This window comes from Phytoactinopolyspora endophytica (genome assembly GCF_004138495.1).
Lineage (GTDB): Bacteria > Actinomycetota > Actinomycetes > Jiangellales > Jiangellaceae > Phytoactinopolyspora > Phytoactinopolyspora endophytica.
In genome coordinates this window covers 14,892-16,063 of the sequence record NZ_ML142874.1, presented here as the reverse complement: position 1 = coordinate 16,063, position 1,172 = coordinate 14,892, and the positions used below count along the sequence as shown (strand labels likewise).

General features: G+C 63.7%; 2 protein-coding genes and 1 pseudogene. All 3 read left to right on the top strand.

Features of this window, described 5'->3' with window-relative positions; genetic code table 11:
* Nucleotides 1–133: 133 nt before the first annotated feature.
* Nucleotides 134–340 carry a hypothetical protein gene (locus tag ELR45_RS31585; RefSeq protein WP_129669830.1) on the top strand — a complete coding sequence of 69 codons (207 nt, stop codon included), beginning with the start codon at nucleotides 134–136 and terminating at the stop codon, nucleotides 338–340.
* A 7-nt stretch (nucleotides 341–347) separates the two neighbouring features.
* Nucleotides 348–731 (top strand): type II toxin-antitoxin system death-on-curing family toxin, encoded by a 384-nt coding sequence (locus ELR45_RS31580; RefSeq protein WP_129669829.1) that lies wholly within the window; start codon nucleotides 348–350, stop codon nucleotides 729–731.
* 139 nt (nucleotides 732–870) lie between these two features.
* Nucleotides 871–1,172: pseudogene (locus ELR45_RS36115) on the top strand (hypothetical protein); the annotation flags it as partial.

Genomic DNA, 1,172 nt, shown 5'->3' with positions numbered 1-1,172 from the left:
AACCCAGTGCGCCTCCCTCCTCGGCCTTGCGAGGCATCCAGCCGGGCACCTGCTCGCTACGGCCGAGATCCATCAGACACGCCCTAGCCGATACGAGCATGCAGGATTAGTACCGCAATGGTACCGTTTTGGTATGGCTATGACAGTACGGTTGCCGGAGGAACTGGATCAGGCGGCGCGTGTCCTCGCTGATCGAGAACATCGTAGCTTGCACGGGTTTATCATCAACGCCGTCGACGAATACATCCGACGCCACGGCGCGGACGTCGTCGTAGAGCAGTTGGGTGCGAACCTGGTCGAGCGGTACTCGGACGCGCTTGACCGACTCGGCAAGTCGTGACCGCGCGATGCGTTATCTCACTGCGGAGCACCTTGCACAGCTTGCCGAGCTAGCCATCGGAGCTCCGCCGGCAGTCCGAGATCAGGGATTGCTCAGCTCGGCGGCGGAGAGACCCCAGACGTCGATGTTCGGCCGCGAGATGTATCCGGACCTGGTTGACAAGGCTGCCGCGTTGATGCATTCGATAGCCCGTTTCCATCCGCTGGCTGACGGCAACAAGCGCTTGGCATGGATCGCGGCGGCGGTGCTGTGCGAACTGAACGGTGCCCAGGTCATAGCGTCGAACGATGAGGCCTACGAGCTGACCATGGCGGTGGCGGCCGGCCAGTATGACGACGTTCCCGACATCGCCAAGGCTCTGCGTCCGCTTGTCCGGATGAGTGATCGATAGGGTTGGGTCCCCGAGTGCTGCGGTGCGGATGAGTTCGTCCGCACCGCTCTGGGTCCCGTGCTCTCGGCGGGTTCGCAGCGTCATAGAGAAATCCGTGCGAGTACTTCACAGCGAGAGATCGGGTCAATACACTCACTGGATGGTCAACTTAAGCGCTTATGTAGCTGCTCTGTCATCCACGTTGGTAGCGCTCACCGCGCTGTCTCCGGCTGGGGCGTCGTCGAGCGACGGCGTGGCATCCGGCGCCGACCAGCGCGGATCGGTGGTGGACCGAACGAAGAACGGCGGACTTCCCGACGTGACGCCGGTGCCGCAGGAGATGGCCGGCAATGGGTCCGACCTCAGGGTCCGAGGACGGGCGCAGATCGCCGTCGACGAGACCGTCAGCGATCCCGCGCGCGACTTCGTTGCCTCGACGCTGCGCGAAGCGGGCGCCGGCAC